Annotated in this window: 14 protein-coding genes; 4 read left to right on the top strand and 10 right to left on the bottom strand. The window is 69.8% G+C overall.

Annotation, left to right across the window (positions count from 1 at the left end; genetic code table 11):
• On the top strand, positions 1-858 hold the full coding sequence (locus GE115_RS03505) for a rhomboid family intramembrane serine protease (RefSeq protein WP_312854865.1): 858 nt from the start codon (positions 1-3) through the stop codon (positions 856-858).
• 198 nt (positions 859-1,056) lie between these two features.
• Here the strand turns inward: GE115_RS03505 and GE115_RS03500 are convergent, their stop codons facing one another.
• Positions 1,057-1,296, bottom strand: coding sequence for a cell division protein CrgA (locus tag GE115_RS03500; protein ID WP_153683435.1), 240 nt, complete (start codon positions 1,294-1,296; stop codon positions 1,057-1,059).
• A 72-nt stretch (positions 1,297-1,368) separates the two neighbouring features.
• Here GE115_RS03500 and GE115_RS03495 point away from each other — a divergent pair, with 72 nt between their 5' ends.
• The 3 genes from GE115_RS03495 to GE115_RS03490 are packed head-to-tail and all read left to right on the top strand — an operon-like array spanning position 1,369 to position 3,009.
• Positions 1,369-2,211 carry a class E sortase gene (locus GE115_RS03495; RefSeq protein WP_153683434.1) on the top strand — a complete coding sequence of 281 codons (843 nt, stop codon included), beginning with the start codon at positions 1,369-1,371 and terminating at the stop codon, positions 2,209-2,211.
• Position 2,212: 1 nt separating this feature from the next.
• Positions 2,213-2,371 (top strand): hypothetical protein, encoded by a 159-nt coding sequence (locus GE115_RS18290; protein ID WP_172979676.1) that lies wholly within the window; start codon positions 2,213-2,215, stop codon positions 2,369-2,371.
• Complete coding sequence (locus tag GE115_RS03490) at positions 2,368-3,009, top strand: anthranilate synthase component II (protein WP_153683433.1); 642 nt, start codon at positions 2,368-2,370, stop codon at positions 3,007-3,009. The genes GE115_RS18290 and GE115_RS03490 overlap by 4 nt, the downstream gene beginning before the upstream one ends.
• Positions 3,010-3,076: 67 nt before the next feature.
• Here GE115_RS03490 and pknB read toward each other — a convergent pair whose 3' ends face one another.
• The 9 genes from pknB to GE115_RS03445 form a co-directional block, all read right to left on the bottom strand.
• A complete protein-coding gene (gene pknB / locus GE115_RS03485; RefSeq protein ID WP_312854864.1) occupies positions 3,077-4,774 on the bottom strand; it encodes a Stk1 family PASTA domain-containing Ser/Thr kinase in 1,698 nt (565 codons plus the stop codon).
• 56 nt (positions 4,775-4,830) lie between these two features.
• Positions 4,831-6,537 (bottom strand): serine/threonine protein kinase, encoded by a 1,707-nt coding sequence (locus GE115_RS03480; RefSeq protein WP_153683432.1) that lies wholly within the window; start codon positions 6,535-6,537, stop codon positions 4,831-4,833.
• Positions 6,534-7,988 carry a peptidoglycan D,D-transpeptidase FtsI family protein gene (locus tag GE115_RS03475; protein WP_153683431.1) on the bottom strand — a complete coding sequence of 485 codons (1,455 nt, stop codon included), beginning with the start codon at positions 7,986-7,988 and terminating at the stop codon, positions 6,534-6,536. The genes GE115_RS03480 and GE115_RS03475 overlap by 4 nt, the downstream gene beginning before the upstream one ends.
• Positions 7,985-9,319 carry an FtsW/RodA/SpoVE family cell cycle protein gene (locus GE115_RS03470; protein ID WP_153683877.1) on the bottom strand — a complete coding sequence of 445 codons (1,335 nt, stop codon included), beginning with the start codon at positions 9,317-9,319 and terminating at the stop codon, positions 7,985-7,987. Before GE115_RS03470 ends, GE115_RS03475 begins: the two co-directional genes overlap by 4 nt.
• 67 nt (positions 9,320-9,386) lie before the next feature.
• The gene (locus GE115_RS03465) at positions 9,387-10,619 is read right to left on the bottom strand and encodes a Stp1/IreP family PP2C-type Ser/Thr phosphatase (RefSeq protein WP_153683430.1); all 1,233 of its coding nucleotides are present in this window, start codon (positions 10,617-10,619) and stop codon (positions 9,387-9,389) included.
• Positions 10,620-10,622: 3 nt separating this feature from the next.
• Positions 10,623-11,174, bottom strand: coding sequence for an FHA domain-containing protein FhaB/FipA (locus GE115_RS03460; RefSeq protein ID WP_312854863.1), 552 nt, complete (start codon positions 11,172-11,174; stop codon positions 10,623-10,625).
• Entirely contained in the window at positions 11,171-11,902 is a 732-nt protein-coding gene (locus GE115_RS03455) for an FHA domain-containing protein (RefSeq protein WP_312854862.1), read from the bottom strand. The genes GE115_RS03460 and GE115_RS03455 overlap by 4 nt, the downstream gene beginning before the upstream one ends.
• A 66-nt stretch (positions 11,903-11,968) precedes the next feature.
• The gene (locus GE115_RS03450) at positions 11,969-14,479 is read right to left on the bottom strand and encodes a glycoside hydrolase family 65 protein (RefSeq protein WP_153683428.1); all 2,511 of its coding nucleotides are present in this window, start codon (positions 14,477-14,479) and stop codon (positions 11,969-11,971) included.
• Positions 14,476-15,282 (bottom strand): HAD family hydrolase, encoded by an 807-nt coding sequence (locus tag GE115_RS03445; RefSeq protein WP_376765688.1) that lies wholly within the window; start codon positions 15,280-15,282, stop codon positions 14,476-14,478. The genes GE115_RS03450 and GE115_RS03445 overlap by 4 nt, the downstream gene beginning before the upstream one ends.
• Between the last annotated feature and the right edge of the window lie 133 nt (positions 15,283-15,415).

The raw sequence follows: 15,415 nt of genomic DNA, 5'->3' as shown, positions 1-15,415 counted from the left end.
GTGAGCGACGCCGCCGGCGACCGGAGCGGGTACTGCTACCGGCATCCTGATCGCCCGAGCTTCGTGCTGTGCCAGCGCTGCGGCCGCACGATCTGCGGGGAATGCCAGACTCCGGCGCCGGTCGGCGTCATCTGCCCCGAGTGCATGCGCGAGCAGCGCGCCTCGGCTCCCAAGACGAAGCCGGCGGTGCTCACGCGCGTGCGCTCGGCGGCCGGTCGCGGCGCGCCCGTCGTCACCTATTCGCTCATCGGCGTGACGGTGGCGGTGTTCCTGCTCCAGCTGATCCCGGGGCTCGCGATCACCGACCGGCTGCTGTACGCGGGCGTGTACTCGATCCCCGAGAACTTCGAGCCGTGGCGCATGCTGACCTCGGTGTTCGTGCACTCGACGGCGCTCATCTTCCACGTGCTGCTGAACATGTACACGCTGTGGATCTTCGGTCAGCTGCTCGAGGGGCTGCTCGGCCGGTGGCGATTCCTCGCGCTGTACGTCATCGCCGGGCTCGGCGGTTCCGTCGGCGTGCTGTGGCTCAGCGACCCGCTGACGGGCGTGGTCGGGGCGTCCGGTGCGATCTTCGGCCTCATGGGTGCGTTCCTCGTGATCCAGCGCCGGCTCGGCGGCAATACCACGCAACTGTTCGTGCTGCTCGGCATCAACCTCGTGATCGGCTTCGTGCCGGGCTGGAACATCGCCTGGCAGGCGCATCTCGGCGGGCTCGTCGTCGGGGCGCTCGTGGGCCTGATCTTCGTCGAGACCCGCAAGCGCAACCAGCAGGGCCTGCAGGTCGGGCTGTTGATCGCGCTCGTCGCGGTGCTCGTGGTGCTCAGCCTGCGGTTCTTCCTCTTCCCGCTGTACTGATTCGCCGCGCAGGCGGATCCGGCGCTGGCCGCAGGTTATCCACATGTTCTCCACAGGCTGGGGAGAATCACACCGGTGTTATTCGGAAGATCCGCGGAATTCCGCGTTTCTCGGTTCTCCACAGGCTGTGCACAATTGGGGACAACCATGTGAAAAGGGCGGATGCCGCAGCATCCGCCCTTTTCGCGTCGTCGCCGGTCAGCGCCACCTGGTCGTCATGAGGAAGCCGACGAAGGCGATGCCGAAGCCGATGAGGATGTTCCACGAGCCGAGGTCGGGCACGGGGAACGCGCCACCCGAGATGTAGAACACGAGGATCCACGCGAGCCCCAGCAGCATGAAGCCGAACATCACCGGCTTGAACCAGACGGGGTTCGGGGCCTCCTCGCCGGGAGCGACCTCCGCGCGCGCGGGCTTGGGGGACTTGGTACGTGCCATGCGGGCGATTCTAGCGGAGCCGCGCGCTGTCTCCCAGCGGAGCCCGCACCCACCGCGGCTAGAATCGCCCCTATGTCCGATCCGCTGCCCGACGATCGCCGTTCCCGGCGCGACGCGCGGCGTGCCGAAGACCGACGCGAGGCTTCCGAGCGACGTCCGCGCGTGAGCGTCGTCGGGGTGTTCGGCGAGCTCCTGCTCACCGCGGGCGCGCTCATCCTGCTGTTCCTCGGCTGGCAGCTGTGGTGGAACGATGCCATCATGGCGGGCCAGCAGTCGGAGGCGGCATCCGAACTGAGCGCGGCATGGGCCGAGAACGACCGCGCGCAGCGCGAGCCGGCAGCGACCGAGGATCCCGCCGCCGCACCCGTCGATCCGGGTGAACCGATCGTCGACGCGACCGAGTACCCGAACGGCGAGTCCTTCGCGGTCATGTACGTCCCGCGGTTCAATGCGCCCGAAACCTTCGACTCGGTCCGCAACATCGCCGAGGGCATCGGCCTCGATGTGCTCAACAGCTATTCGCAGGGCGTCGGCCACTATCCGGGCACCGCGATGCCGGGCGCCGTCGGCAACTTCGCGATCGCCGCGCACCGCAGCGCGTACGGCGGCGGCATGCACGAGATCGAGCAGCTGCAGCTCGGCGACGCCATCTACATCCAGACGAAGGACGGCTGGTACACGTACCGCTTCCGCGACTTCGAGTACGTGACGCCCGAGACGGTCGACGTGCTCTCACCGGTGCCGCACCACCCCGACCTGCAGCCGACCGACCGCATCATCACGCTCACGAGCTGCAACCCGCTCTACTCGACCGCCGAGCGCATCATCGCGTACGGCGTGCTCGAGTCGTGGCAGCCGGGTGCGGCCAACCCGCCGGCGGAGATCGCCGACGCCGTCGCGAGCTGGGAGAACTGACATGTACGGAGCGCTCTGGCGCGTGCTGCCAGGCCCCTGGTGGGTGCGGCTGCTGATCGTGCTCGTGCTGGCCGCCGGCGTCGTCTACGCCCTCTTCACGTGGGTCTTCCCCTGGGTCGACCTCATCCTCAACCCGATCGACGTCACGGTGGAGCAATGACCCGAATCCTCGTCATCGACAACTACGACAGCTTCGTCTACACGCTGAACGGCTACCTCCAGGAGCTCGGCGCCGAGACCGAGGTGGTGCGCAACGACGCCTTCGCGGCATCCGACGCGGCGGCCCGCATGGCCGAGTACGACGGCGTGCTGATCTCACCCGGTCCCGGCAAGCCCGCCGACGCCGGCGTGTCGATCCCGGCCGTCGAGGCCGCGGTGGCGAGCGGTCAGCCGCTGCTCGGGGTGTGCCTCGGACACCAGGCGATCGCCGAGGCCTTCGGTGCCGTGGTCACCAACGCCGAAGAACTGATGCACGGCAAGACCTCGCGCATCGAGCACGACGGCAGCGCCTTCTACGAGGGCGTGCCGCAGCCCTTCACGGCGACGAGGTACCACTCGCTCGCCGTCGTCGACGGCACCGTGCCCGACGCGCTCGTGGTCACGAGTCGCACCGAGGGCGGCGTCATCATGGGGCTCCGCCACGAGTCCGCGCCGATCTTCGGCGTGCAGTTCCATCCCGAGTCGGTGCTCACGGAGGGCGGCTACCGCATGCTCGGCAACTGGCTCGCCGTCGTGGGGCTGCCCGAGGCGCGCGAGCGCGCGGCATCCCTCAACCCGCTGGTGCGCGCCACGGCGTAGCGCCGGCGCCGGCGGTCTCGATACGCGTGCTCCTGCGTCGCGCGCTACTCGACCGACGGCGTTCCGATCAGCCCGCGCAGTAGGTCAGCTGGATGTCGGAGCGCTGCGGCACGTCGCCGGGCGCGGGCGACTGCCGAGTGATCGGCGAGCCGGGCTGCGCCTTGCAGGCGGGATCGGGTTGCGGGACCGGATTGAGCTGCAGGTCGTCGGCGCGCAGCGATTCGGATGCCGCCGCCAGCGTGTAGCCGGTCAGGTCGGGCAGCGTCACGGTTCCGTTCGAGATCGTCAGGTTCACCGACGAACCCCGCTGCACGGATGCCCCGGCCTCGGGCGCGGTCGCGAGCACGGTGTCGCCCGGCACGCTGGCCGAACTCTCGCGGGTCTCGGTGCCCGGAACCAGGCCGGCGTCGGTGAGCGCCTGCTTGGCCTGGTCGACCGTCATGTTCGTGACGGCCGGGACGGTGACGGGCACTTGGCCCGTCGAGACGAAGACCGTGATCGGCGTCGCGGTCGGCACCTTCTCGCCCGCGGGCGGGTCGGTGCCGATGACCTGGCCGGCCGGCACGGTGTCGTGGGTCTGCTCGACCGGCGTGGCGGGCAGGGTCTGCTCCTGCAGTACCGAGACGGCTTCCTCGTAGGTCAGGCCCGCGACACTCGGCACCTCGCGCACGTTCGAGGGCAGGTCGTCGGTCGGTTGCAGGTTGAACGCCCAGTACATGACGGCCACGACGATCACGACGACCGCGAGGATGCCCGACCAGATCCAGATCGCCGGTGGGCGGCGCTGCGTGCGCACCATCGTGTCGTCTTCGGCGAGCTGGCGCAGGGCGAGCTCGGAGGTCGAGAGCGAGCCGGTCGGCGTCGCGCCGAACAGGGCTGCGGCGCCCTCGGCCGGCTGGCGCACGGGCACCTTGCCGGCCGCGGCCATCTCGACGTCGTCGCGGAACTCGGCAGCCGTCTGGTACCGGCGCGTGCGATCCTTCTCGAGCGCCTTCATGACGACCACGTCGAGGGCGGGGGAGACCCGCGGGTTGACCGTGCTCGGCTTGACGGGCTTCTCGCTCACGTGCTGGTAGGCGACGGCGACGGGCGTGTCGCCGCGGAACGGCGGCCGCCCCGTGAGCATCTCGAACAGCACCACGCCGGTCGAGTAGAGGTCGGTGCGCGCGTCGACGGTCTCGCCCTTGGCCTGCTCGGGCGAGAAGTACGCGGCGGTGCCGAGGATCGCGGTCGTCTGCGCGACCGTCGTGGCCGAGTCGGAGACCGCCCGCGCGATGCCGAAGTCCATGACCTTGACCTGCCCGGAGGTCGTGATCATGATGTTGCCGGGCTTGATGTCGCGATGCACGACTCCGGCGCGGTGCGAGTACTCGAGCGCCGTGAGCACGCCCTCGATGACCCGCACGGCGGCCTGCGCCTCGAGGGGCCCGTCGTGGATGACGTCCTTCAGCAGGCGACCCTCGACGAACTCCATCACGATGAAGGGCAGTTGCACCTCGTGACCGGATGCATCGACCACGGTCTCTTCGCCCGCGTCGAACACCCGCACGATGGTCGGATGCGCCATGCGCGCGGCCGACTGCGCCTCTTGACGGAAGCGCATGCGGAAGGCGGGGTCGGTCGCGAGCTGCGGCTTCAGCAGCTTGATCGCGACCTGGCGGCCGAGGCGGGTGTCGGTGCCGACGTGGACGTCGGACATGCCGCCGCGCCCGATGAGTGCGCCGACGCGGTACCGACCCGCGAGGACACGTCCTTCATCGTTCACGGTGCATCTGCTCCTGTCGTGTGGTTCCTTCTGTATCCGGAGTCGTTCGCTCCCGACTACGGGGCGACGATCGGGAAGTTCGAGGTCGGCGAAGCGGAGGAACTGACCTGGCCGCAGTAGTAAACGAAGCTCACGCTCAGTTGAGTACCCTCGGGGCCGGTGACTGTCACAGGTGTGTTGGCCTGGCCCGGGGAGATGTTTGCCTGAGTGCTGCCATTGAAGCTGTCGAAGGTTCCACCGCTCGTGATCGTGAGGGTGTACCCGCTCAACTGCTGCCCTGACGGGCACGACTGCTGCGGCCACGAGAGCGTGACCTTCTGGCCCGGCTCGAGCTCGGTATCCGTTGCGCCGTTGATAGTCGGGCCACCGGACGGCGTTGCCGGTTCCTCGGGAGCACCGAGGAACGTGAGCGTGATCGTCGTGCCGGGCTGCACCGGGCCAGATGGGTTCACATCGGTGACCGTGTTCGTTTGTGCAGGGTCGGTCGCACGCCCGCCCTCTTCACGGGTGGTCGGCAGGCCGAGCGCCTCGATCGCCGCCGCGGCGTCGTCGACGTTCATGCCGAGGTACGCGGCACGGTCGATCTGGATCGTCTCGGGCGCTTCGGTCGTGGGCGGCGGTGCCGTCGTCGACGGGGCACTCGTGCTGGTGCTCGGCGGCTTCGTCGTCGTGCTGGACGGCGTGTCGCGCCCCTGGTTGCTCAGCAGCGCGATGATCGTGCCGATGAGCACGATCGCGAGGATCGCGATGAGGATGATGAGCGGCCACGTCCACGGGCTGCGCTTCTTCTCTTCGGGCTCGCCCTCTTCGTCGACTTCGGTGGCGGTGCCCGTCGCGAGCACCGTCGTCGCGGCCGTCTGGCCCTGCTGCGGCATGAGCATCGTCGCCGCGGTGGCGCCTGCGGCGCCGAGCACGGCGGGAACCGCCGCGGCGGCCGCGTGCACGTCGCCCCGGCGCAGCGCCTGCGCGGCACGCGCGAGGTGCGCGGCCGACTGCGGGCGATCGGCAGGGTTCTTCGCGATGCACGCGTAGACGAGGTTGCGCACCGGCTCGGAGACCGTGACCGGCAGGTCGGGCGGCGTCTCGTTGATCTGCGCCATCGCGATCGCGACCTGCGACTCGCCCGTGAACGGGCGACGGCCCGCGAGGCACTCGTACGCGACGATGCCGAGCGAGTAGATGTCGGTCGTCGGCGACGCCGGGTGGCCCGACGCCTGCTCGGGCGAGAGGTACTGCACCGTGCCCATGACCTGGCCGGTCGCGGTCAGCGGCACCTGGTCGGCGATGCGCGCGATGCCGAAGTCGGTGATCTTGACGCGGCCGTCGGGCGTGATCAGCAGGTTGCCCGGCTTGATGTCGCGGTGCACGAGGCCGGCCGCATGCGCGGCCTGGAGCGCCGCCGCGGTCTGGGCGACGATGTCGAGGACCTTGTCGGTCGACAGCACGTGCTCGCGCTCGAGGATGGTCGAGAGCGCCTCGCCGGGTACGAGTTCCATCACGAGGTAGGCGCTGCCGTCTTCCTCGCCGTAGTCGAAGACGTTCGCGATGCCCTCGTGGTTGACGAGTGCGGCGTGGCGGGCCTCGGCACGGAACCGCTCGAGGAACCCGGGGTCGCCCAGGTACTCGTCCTTCAGGATCTTGATGGCGACCTGCCGCCCGATGACGAGGTCGGTGGCCTGCCACACCTCGCCCATACCGCCGATGGCGATGCGGGATTGCAGCTCGTACCGTCCACCGAAGGTGAGCCCAGCACTCGGTCTCATTTGTTCAGCACCGCCTCTAGTACCTGTTGTGCGATGGGCGCGGCGATCAAGTTGCCGTACCCCTCCTGACCAAGTCCCCCGCCATCTTCCACCAGCACCGTGATCGCGTACTGGGGGTCGTCGGCGGGGGCAAAACCTGTGAACCAGAGAGTGTACGGATCGTCCTCGCCGTTCTCCGCGGTACCTGTCTTACCGGCCACGCTGACGCCGTCTATTCTTGCATTACTCGCGGCACCGTTCTCGACGCCGTTCACCATCATCTCGACCATCGTCGCGGCGGTCGCCTCGCTGATCGCGCGGCCGAATTCCGAGGGCTCGAACTCCTGGATCGGGCGGAAGTCGGGCGCCGTGATGGCGTCGACGAGCGTCGGGTTCAGCACGATGCCGCCGTTGGCGATCGCCGACGACACCATCGCCATCTGGAGCGGGGTCGCGCGCACCGAACCCTGGCCGAACGCACTCAGCGCGGTCTGCGCGTCGTCGAGTCCGCGCGGGTAGACGCTCGGCTCGGTCGCCGTCGGGATCTCGAACTCGCTGTTGAACCCGAACTTCTGCGCCTGCTCCCGGATCGCGGTGTCGCCGAGCTCGACGCCGAGCTCCGCGAACGGGATGTTGCAGGAGAGGCGGAGGGCGTCGGCGAGGGTGACCGTGGCGCCGCCGCCGCAGGTGCCGCCACCCGAGTTGCGCACGATCGAGCTGCTGCCCGGGAGCGTGTACGTGCCGGGGTTCGGGAAGGTGCTGTCGGGCGTGTACCGGCCCGACTCGAGCGCGGCGGCGGTCACGACGAGCTTGAACACGGAACCCGGGGGGTTCATGTCGCCACCGGTGGCGCGGTTGAACAGGGGGTCCATCGGGTCCTCGACGAGCGACTGGTACGTCGCCTGGACCGCATCGCCGTCGTGCACGGCGAGCTGGTTCGGGTCGTAGGTCGGCTTCGTCACCATCGCGAGGATGCGCCCGGTCGTCGGCTCGGTCACGATGACGGCGCCGGTGTTATCGCCGAGCGCGTCCCACGCGGCCTGCTGGGCGATCGGGTCGATGGCGACCTCGACCGATGCGCCCATCGGATCCTGCCCGGAGATGAGCCGGTTGAGCTGGTCGAAGAACTGGCTCGAGGACTGGCCCGAGAGGTACGAGTTCAGCGACTGCTCGAGCCCGGTGGCTTCGCCGTTGACGGGGATGAACCCGGTCACGGGCGCGTACAGCGGCCCGTTGGCGTACACCCGCTGGAAGCGGTAGTCGTCGTCGGAGGGCTGCGAGAACGCGATCGGCTCGCCGTCGACGAGGATCGGGCCGCGTTCGACCGAATAGCTCTCGTAGAGCGTGCGGGAATTGCGCGGATCCTCGGCGAGGGTGCCGGCCTGCGCGACCTGGATCACCGACGAGGCGGCGAAGAGGGTGAGGAACATCACGAGCACGAGGATCGTGATGCGCTTGAGCTCGCGATTCATCCGTCGATCACCAGCCTCGGATGGTTGCGGATCGTGTCGGAGAGTCGGAGCAGCAACCCGACGATGATCCAGTTCGCGACGAGCGACGAACCGCCGGCCGCGAGGAACGGCGTCGTGAGGCCGGTGAGCGGGATGACCCGCATGACGCCGCCCACGACGATGAACACCTGCAGGGCGACGGTGAACGAGAGGCCGACGCCGAGGAGCTTGCCGAAGTCGTCCTGGCCGGCGAAGCCGATGCGGAATCCGCGCGCCACGAAGAGGAGGTACAGGGCCAGGATGGCGAACACGCCCGCGAGCCCGAGCTCTTCGCCGAGGCTCGCGATGATGTAGTCGCTCTGCGGCACGGGCGTGAGGTCGGGCCGCCCCTGGCCGAGACCGGTGCCGATGAGCCCGCCGTTACCCAGGCCGAAGAGGCCCTGCACGAGCTGGTAGCTGCCGCCTGGGTCGGCGTTGAACCGCTCGTCGCTGAACGGGTCGAGCCAGTTCGCGAAGCGGTTACGCACGTAGTCGAGCGTCTGCGCGGCGATGAGGGCGCCGCCGATGAAGAGGCTGAGCCCGAGCACGACCCACGAGAGCCGGCTCGTCGCGACGTACAGCATCACGAGGAACAGCCCGAAGTACAGCAGGGCCGTGCCGAGGTCGCGCTGGAACACGATGACCGCCATCGACAGCGCCCAGACGACCAGCAGCGGGCCGAGGTCGCGGGCCCGGGGGAACCGCATGCCGAGGAACTTGGTGCCGACCATCGACAGCGAGTCGCGGTTGCGCACGAGGTAGCCGGCGAAGAAGACCGCGAGGGCGATCTTCGCGATCTCACCGGGTTGGAAGGTCGCGATGTCGCCGATGCCGATCCATACGCGGGCTCCGTAGACCTCGCGGCCGATGCCCGGGAGGAGCGGCAGGATCAGGAGCACGATCGCGAGCAGGCCGGCGAGGTACGTGTACCGGAAGAGCACGCGGTGGTTGCGGATCAGGACGATCGTCGCGATGGCGCAGAGGATCGCGATGGCGCTCCACGCGATCTGCCGCACCGCGGCGGACTCCCACCCGGCGTCGCCCTCGGCGATGTCGATGCGGTAGATCATGGCGATGCCGAGGCCGTTCAGCACCGTCGCGATCGGCAGCAGGAACGGGTCGGCGTCGCGCGCCACGAACCGCATCGCGATGTGCAGGCCGAACACCAGCGCCGAGAGCCCGGCGCCGAGGAGCACGAGCTGCGTGTCGATGGTGCCGAGCGCGCCGAGCTGCACGAGCACGATCGAGGCCGCGTTGATGAGGCACGCGAAGGCGAGCAGCCACAGTTCGAGGTTGCGCAGCTTCTGCGGCATCCGGATGCGACGGACGCCGCTCGGCGGCGTCGCGGCCGTGCCCTGCGGCGGCGTCTGCGTGCGACGGTCACTCAAGGGAGGCCTCCAGTCGCTGCACGATCAGGAGCGCCTCGGCGAGGCTGCCCGCGGTGATGGTCTGCTCGACGCGCTGCTGGTCGTAGGCACGCAGCTCCGAGACGTCGAGCGGGGTCTCGGTGTGCAGCTCGTGCAGCGAGATCGGCCCCAGGTCTTGCTGGATGCCCTGGAACACCGCGACCCGGCCGTTCGACTCGCCCACGTAGAAGCGGGTCTGCGTCCACTGGTAGCCGAGCACGAAGGCCGCGACGATCGCCACGACGAGCAGCACGATCCAGAAGCCCCACACGAAGCGGCGCCGGCGGCGGCGGCGCGCGTCCTCCTCGATGAGCTCGTCGAAGAACTCCTCGGAGTCGGGCTCGAAGTGCGTCTCCTGGACCGGGTGCGGGCGGAACGGCGTGAGGAAGATGCCGCGGGCGCGGGCCGGCTCGGTGGGCTGGCCGAAGGCCAGCGGCGCGGCCGCCGACCCGACGATGAGGGGCGGCGTCTCTGGGGCGGGCGGGTCGCCGATGTCGACGATGACGACCGTCACGTTGTCGGGCGCACCGCCGTCGAGCGACGCCTTCACCAGTCGGTCGGCCACCTGCCGGGCGCCGGCATCGGAGGAGAGGATCTGCTGGATCTCGTCGAACGAGACGACGCCGGAGAGGCCGTCGGAGCAGAGCAGCCACCGGTCGCCGGGGCGGGTGTCGAGCACCATCGTGTCGATCTCGGGCGAGGACTCGACGTCGCCGAGCACGCGCATGAGCACGGAGCGCCGCGGGTGCACCATCGCCTCCTCGGCGGTGATGCGGCCGGCGTCGACGAGGCGCTGCACGAACGTGTGGTCGGTCGAGATCTGGCTGAGCTCGCCCGAACGGAGCAGGTAGATGCGCGAGTCGCCGATGTGCGCGATGACGGCGCGGCTGTCTTCGATGATGAGCGCGCTGACCGTCGTGCCCATGCCCGTCAACTCGGAGTGGTCGGCGACGGTCTCGGTGATGCGCCGGTTGGCGGCGAGCAGTGCCGACTCGAGTTCGGCGGCGGCCTCGGCCGGAGTCGGGTGATCGACGTCGGCGTCGGCGATGCGGTGCGTCGCGATCGCGCTCGCGACGTCGCCGCCCGCGTGGCCGCCCATGCCGTCGGCGACGAAGAACAACTGGTGGCCCGCATACCCGGAGTCCTGGTTGTTCGAGCGGATCCGGCCGACGTGCGAGACCGCAGCGCTCGCCTTGACAGAAGCCATGGGCTACCGCCGCAGCTCGAACGTCGTCGCCCCGACCTTGACGGTGGCTCCCAGCGGCACTGGCGTCGGCACGGTCACCCGGGAACCGTCGAGGAACGTGCCGTTCGTGGAATCGAGGTCCTGGATCATCCAGCGCCCGTTCCACAGCATGAGTCGCGCGTGGTGCGTCGACGTGTAGTCGTCGCGGATGATGATCGCCGAGTCGCTCGAGCGCCCGATCGTGATCTCGTCGCGGCCGAGCGGGAACTCGGAGCCGGCCTTCTGGCCCGAGGTGATCACGAGTCGGCTCGCCGACTCGGTCGTGGCGACGCCGCCGTCGGAACCGGATGCGGCCGCCGGCCGGTTCACGGCCTCGGTCGGCGCCTGCGAGACCGGCGACGACGGGAAGGCGGATGCCACGGGCGCGGCCGAGGCCGACGCGGCAGCGGTCTCGGGCAGCTTGCGCACGCGCTGGCCGAACAGGTCGCTGCGCAGGGCGTACACGATCGCGAAGACGAACACCCAGAGCAGGAGGAGGAAACCGAGTTGGAGGACGAGGAGGGTCAGTTCGCTCACGAGGCCGGCCCCCAGAACCCGCCGAGGTCGGACCGCTGCGTCGCGGGGCGCGTGTCGGACGCGCCGGCCTGGGCGAGCACCCGGAAGACGATGCGCGAACGGCCGATCGTGATCACCGAGTCGGGTTCGAGCACGGCCTCTTTCACGGGGGCCCCGTTGAGCTGGGTGCCGTTCGTCGAGCCGAGGTCGCGCACGCGGGCCCGCGAGCCGTCCCACTGCACTTCGGCGTGGCGCCGGCTGGCGCCCGTGTCGTCGAGCGTCACGTCGGCCTCGCTGCCGCGGCCGATCACCGTGCGGCCCTTGAGGATCGGGTACCGCTTGCCGTCGACGTCGAGCACGGGGGTCCACGCGACGCGGCCCTTCACGTTCGTCGAGTCGACCTGCACCATGCCGACCGTGAGGCCCTCGTCGGAGGCCAGCGCGATCGACACGCCGCCCGCGAACTGGAAGTGCTGGCTCGCCGCATGCTTCTGCACCAGGTCGACGAGCTCGTCGACGAGGGCGGGGCCGAGGCGGGTCATCCGCTCATGGTCTTCGGGCGCCATGCGCACCGTGAAGCTGTTGGGCACGAGTACGCGGTCGCGTGAGACGACCGCCGCCTTCGTGTCGATCTCGCGCTTGAGCGCCGCCGTGATCTCCACGGGCTGCAGCCCCGAGCGGAAGGTCTTCGCGAACGCGCCGTTGACGGCGCGCTCGAGACCTTTCTCGAAGTTGTCCAGTAGGCCCACAGGTCTCCCGATCCGGTATCCGTGACTTCGCGACAGGATAGCGCGAAGGTCTGTGAACGCAGTCGCTCAGTCCACCGGGATGGGGGAATCCTCTTCGTCGACGTCGAGCGACAGGGTCGGGATCGACGCCGTGAGCAGCGTGCCGTCGGCCCGGCGGGAGCCGGCCATGTCGCGCATCGTCGGGGATCCGACCATGCGCGGCCCCTGGTCGTCGAGCGGCACTCGCACCGCCTCGCCCGGTGCCACGTGCACGGCGGTGCCGCGCACCGAGACATCCGTCGCCTCGCCCTGCTCGATCTCGAACGCGATCGCATCGTGTTCGAGCGTCACGCGCACGCGCGTGCCGTGGAGCGTGACCCGGTAGACCAGCGAATCCCAGCCGTCGGGCAGGCGGGGATCGAACGTGAACTTGCCGCCGTGATCGCGGAAACCGCCGAAGCCGAAGGCCAGCGCGCCCCACACACCACCGGTGGATGCCACGTGCACGCCGTCTGCCGCGTTGTGATGCAGGTCGGCGAGGTCGACGAACAGCGCCGCGCGGAAGTAGCGCAGCGCGAGCTCGTGGTAGCCCACCTCCGCGGCGATGATCGACTGCACGACCGCCGACAGCGTCGAGTCGCCCGTGGTCAGCGGGTCGTAGTACTCGAAGTCGGCGAGCTTCTGCTCGGTCGTGAACCGGTGCCCCTGGAGGAACAGGGCGAGCACGACGTCGGCCTGCTTCAGCACCTGGAAGCGGTAGATCACGAGCGGGTGGTAGTGCAGCAGCAGCGGCCGGCGGTCGTCGGGCGTGTGCTCGAGGTCCCACAGTTCCTTCTCGAGGAACGCCGAGTCCTGCGGGTGCACCCCGAGCTGCGGGTCGAACGGGATGTGCATGTGCGCGCCCGCGCGACGCCATCCGGCGACCTCGGCCGGCGTGACGGAGAGCCGCTCGACGAGCTTGCGGTATTCGATCGGCTGGTGCACCTGGAGGTCGTCGACCGCCTTCGCGGCCGCCTCGAGGTTCGCGCGCGCCATGACGTTCGTGTACAGGTTGTCGTTCACGACGGTCGTGTACTCGTCGGGGCCGGTCACGCCGTGGATGTGGAACACGTCGTCGGCGTTGGTGCGCCAGAAGCCGAGGTCCTCCCACATCCGCGCCGTCTCGACGAGGATGTCGATCGCGCCGCGGGCGAGGAAGTCCTCGTCGCCCGTCGCGGCGATGTACTGCATCAGCGCATACGAGATGTCGGCGTCGATGTGGTACTGCGCCGTGCCGGCCGCGTAGTACGCGCTCGACTCCTGGCCGTTGATCGTGCGCCACGGGAACAGCGCGCCCAGCTGGTTCAGCTCGGCCGCGCGGGCGCGCGCGGCGTCGAGCATCTTCTGCCGGAACCGCAGCACATTGCGCGCCACGATCGGCGCCGTATAGGTGAGGAACGGCATCACGTAGATCTCGGAGTCCCAGAAGTAGTGACCGCCGTAGCCCGAACCCGAGACGCCCTTCGCGGCGACGCCGCCGCCGTCGGTGCGCGCGGTCGCCTGCGCGAGCTGGAACAGGTTCCACCGGATCGCCTGCTGCAGCAACGGCTGCCCCGCGACCTCGACGTCGGAACGGGTCCAGAAGTCGTCGAGCCATTCGCGCTGGTCCTGGAAGATCCGCGCCACGCCGAGCTCGGCGGCGCGGTCGAGGGTGCGGTCGCACCGGTCGACGAGCTCGCGCGCCGGCACCTTGCGGGCCGTGTGGTAGCTGACCGCCTTCGTGATGCGCACCGGCTCGCCGCGCTTGCCCGCGATCTTGTAGATGTGCTTCGCGAGGTCGTCGCCGATCGAGCCCGACTCGGAGTACGAGCTCTCGGTCTCGATCCAGTGCTGCGCGCCCACCGCGATCGCCATGCCCGAGTTCGTCGTCTGGTAGCCGAGCACGTAGCGGCCGTCGCCGTGGCGCTTGACGCGCGGCTGCAGCACTCGGTCGATGAACATCTCGGCCTTGCGCGGGTCGAAGCCGCCCGGATCCTCGGCGACGCCCGAGCGGTACTCGTCGCGGCCGTCCTGACGGTTGAGGATCTGGCTGGAGATCGTGATCGCGGCATCCGCGTCGAGCAGCTCGACCTCGTAGTCGATGAGCCCGAGGTGCCGGTCGGTGAAGCTCGTCAGCCGGCGGCTCGTGATGAGCACGCGCTTGCCCGACGGCGTGCGCCACTCGACCGACCGGCTGAGCGCGCCCGTGCGGAAGTCGAGGCGACGCTCGTAGGCCAGGATCTCGGCCTCGGTCATCACGAGCGGTTCGTCGTCGATGTAGAGGCGGATCACCTTCGTGTCGGGCGCGTTGACGATCGTCTGCCCGACGCGCGCGAACCCGAACGCCTCCTCGGCGTGGCGGATCGGCCACGTCTCGTGGAAGCCGTTCACGAACGTGCCGTGCATGTGGCCGTCGCGGCCCTCCTCGACGTTGCCGCGCAGGCCGAGGTAGCCGTTGCCGACGGCGAAGAGCGTCTCGGTGCGGCCCTGGTCGTCGGTGCCGAACTCCGTCTCGACGAGCGACCACTCGTCGATCGGGAACCGCGTGCGGTTCAGCGGATCGGTGTCGGCGAACCTCATTCGGTGTCCTCTCGGGGGTTCGTGGGTTCGGTGGCGGCCGCCCGCTCGACGGCCGGGATCAGCTCGTCGAGCTCGTCGACCACGACGTCGGCGCCGAGGCGGGCGAGCACATCGCGGCCCACGCCGCGGTCGACGCCCACGACGAGGCCGAAGTCGCCGGCCGCGCCCGAGCGCACGCCGGACTCGGCGTCCTCGACGACCGCGCAGGCCGTGGTCGGCAGGCGCAGCAGGTCGGCGCCGCGGATGTACGTGTCGGGGAACGGTTTGCCCGGCAGGCCCTCGCGGGCCGCGACCTGGCCGTCGACGACGACCTCGAACCGGTCGGCGATGCCGGCGGCCTCGAGCACGGCCGGCGCGTTCTTCGAACTCGAGACCACGGCGACGAGGCATCCGGCCCGCTGCACCGCGTCGAGGAACGCGAGGGACGCCGGATACGCCTCGACGCCCTCTTCGGCGAGCGTCTCGTTGAACGCGCGATTCTTGCGGTTGCCGAGCCCGTGCACGGTGTCGAGGTCGGGCGTGTCGGTCACGTCGCCCTCGGGCAGGTGGATGCCCCGGCTCTCGAGCAGCGACCGCACGCCGTCGTAGCGCGGCTTGCCGTCGATGTAGGAGAAGTAGTCGGCGTCGGTGTACGGCTCGGCGCCGTGCGCCTCGAGGAACGGGGTGAACAGGCGCGACCAGGCGTGCATGTGCACCGTCGCCGTGGGCGTGAGCACGCCGTCGAGGTCGAACAGCCAGCCGCGGATGCCGCCGAGGTCGACGGTCGCCGGCGTGCTCGGCGGTGCGGTGGGGGAGTGGGTCACGGGGGCGGTCCTTTCATCGCGTCGGCCGGGCGCCTGAACCCAGGCCTCGATGCTATTCCGGATGCCTCGCAGGACGCGAGGCCGTTCCTCGCGGGGTGCGAGGCGGGGGTGGCGGGGACGACGGTGACCCGAA

Source organism: Agromyces agglutinans (genome assembly GCF_009647605.1).
GTDB classification, from domain to species: Bacteria; Actinomycetota; Actinomycetes; order Actinomycetales; family Microbacteriaceae; genus Agromyces; species Agromyces agglutinans.
Note: the sequence above shows the minus strand (reverse complement) of the source record. Positions and strands in the feature narration are given on the sequence as shown.

Bases quoted from the DNA above. Each gene is read 5' to 3' on its own strand.
- GE115_RS03495 (WP_153683434.1), top strand. From the start codon at position 1,369: ATGTCCGATCCGCTGCCCGACGATCGCCGTTCCCGGCGCGACGCGCGG.
- GE115_RS03465 (WP_153683430.1), bottom strand. From the start codon at position 10,619: ATGGCTTCTGTCAAGGCGAGCGCTGCGGTCTCGCACGTCGGCCGGATC.
- GE115_RS03480 (WP_153683432.1), bottom strand. From the start codon at position 6,537: ATGAGACCGAGTGCTGGGCTCACCTTCGGTGGACGGTACGAGCTGCAA.
- GE115_RS03490 (WP_153683433.1), top strand. From the start codon at position 2,368: ATGACCCGAATCCTCGTCATCGACAACTACGACAGCTTCGTCTACACG.
- GE115_RS03450 (WP_153683428.1), bottom strand. From the start codon at position 14,479: ATGAGGTTCGCCGACACCGATCCGCTGAACCGCACGCGGTTCCCGATC.
- GE115_RS03500 (WP_153683435.1), bottom strand. From the start codon at position 1,296: ATGGCACGTACCAAGTCCCCCAAGCCCGCGCGCGCGGAGGTCGCTCCC.
- GE115_RS18290 (WP_172979676.1), top strand. From the start codon at position 2,213: ATGTACGGAGCGCTCTGGCGCGTGCTGCCAGGCCCCTGGTGGGTGCGG.
- GE115_RS03470 (WP_153683877.1), bottom strand. From the start codon at position 9,319: ATGCCGCAGAAGCTGCGCAACCTCGAACTGTGGCTGCTCGCCTTCGCG.
- GE115_RS03475 (WP_153683431.1), bottom strand. From the start codon at position 7,988: ATGAATCGCGAGCTCAAGCGCATCACGATCCTCGTGCTCGTGATGTTC.